The sequence below is a fragment of the Legionella drancourtii LLAP12 genome, from assembly GCF_000162755.2.
GTDB lineage: Bacteria > Pseudomonadota > Gammaproteobacteria > Legionellales > Legionellaceae > Legionella > Legionella drancourtii.
The window spans coordinates 149,874-151,291 of sequence record NZ_JH413808.1; the positions used below are offsets into that span (position 1 = coordinate 149,874).

Consider the following 1,418-nt stretch of genomic DNA (forward strand, 5'->3'; position numbering starts at 1 on the left):
TTGAGAGTAAACAGATACCACATCAAGTGCATCATCAGCAAGCAGTTTATATTTTGCACTCATTTTTTTGCCGCCTAATTCTGTCTGCGCGGCACGAATTATCTGCTGTTGGATATTAGGCAATAAACTGTCTGGAAATACGCTATTAAGCAGCCTTTTCATGGCAGCAATTGAATCCAATTGAAAAGGATTCGAGCAGGCCAGCCCTTGCCCGAAATAGGCATTGTGAATTTCATTTTGAGAAGCGTCAAAAAGCAATTCAGCCATAACTAATTGTCTAAAAGCATTACCAACATAGGCATCCATTTGCCCTAACACTTCTTGACGCATGGCCATACCGTCCTTACTAATTGCCGCACTCTTTGCTTTATTAATTAAGCCTAAATGAAAATAAAGATTTGCCAGTGCTAAATACCCCGGTGTTCCATGATAGCTTACTACCGTCTCCGCAATGGCTAAATACATATTTATGCTGTCTTGGTTTACTGGAATTGTTTTCTCATACAATGATAAAACTAAGCGCTCAATTCCTTTGTTTAAGGCATAATAGGAATTATAGGTAAAGGCCAGCGCAAAAAAGGCATCATAGTCATCTATGCTACTCTTTTTTATAAACAAAAGAGTCTGAATATATCCTACAAGGTACTCCACAGCGGATATGTTCGCAGATTTTTTAAACCTAAAGTCAGTTCGTTCTGTGCTCACTGGCATATCAGCAAGGACATTACACCAATAAGGCTCATAAGCCTCATCCATTAACTCTTGGAATAAATCATGATGCTCGCCTAATAAAGAAACCAACTCTATAAGTTGAAAAGAATCAAGAAACTTGATTAGTTGTGGAAAATCATCGTCACAATTCTTCGCATTTCGCAACAACACGTCTAACTGAAGCGCCCTTCGGCGTAACTGTTTCTCATCCATATTATCTTCCTAATAAATTTAATGTGCGCTTAATTTACGCTTAATTTAGTTGGCTCACTGACAGGTGAAGTATCCGTCTCTGGCTGCTCAACTTCAGTTGATAGTTTCGGCAACGCTAGTTCGACTATTCGGCTATGATTAAACAAGGTCTGACCAATGGCACTTACTTAAGTCTTTTTTTGGTGTCCATTTTCTCTAATCTCCTTTTGTGCAGTGGCTCTTATCTTCATTAATAGAGGGTATGGTTTAGGTCGCCTTTTTATTGCCCGAGGCTCTACTCGACCTGAGCGATTCCCCACTGTTCGCTGCCCAATATAAATTAATAAGCATGTATTGGCTTTCAGGTTATCATGGAATTTTTTATGAACATAAGTAACACATAGCTGAAGACAATGTTTAAAACTAAGCTGTCTTGGTAAAGAGCCTGAGAGCAAGGCGGCCTTAACCATCAATAAACGAATTAAATTATAAGCAAGGAAATAAACCCATAGTCT

The 1,418-nt window shown here is 38.9% G+C and carries 1 protein-coding gene and 1 pseudogene; both read right to left on the minus strand.

The features are described from left to right. Positions 1-924, minus strand: a 924-nt coding sequence (locus tag LDG_RS19550) for a DUF5630 domain-containing protein (protein WP_040534499.1), incomplete at its 3' end; no start/stop codon positions are given. Between the two features lie 167 nt (positions 925-1,091). Beyond that, a pseudogene (locus LDG_RS20070) lies at positions 1,092-1,418 on the minus strand (IS4 family transposase); the annotation flags it as partial.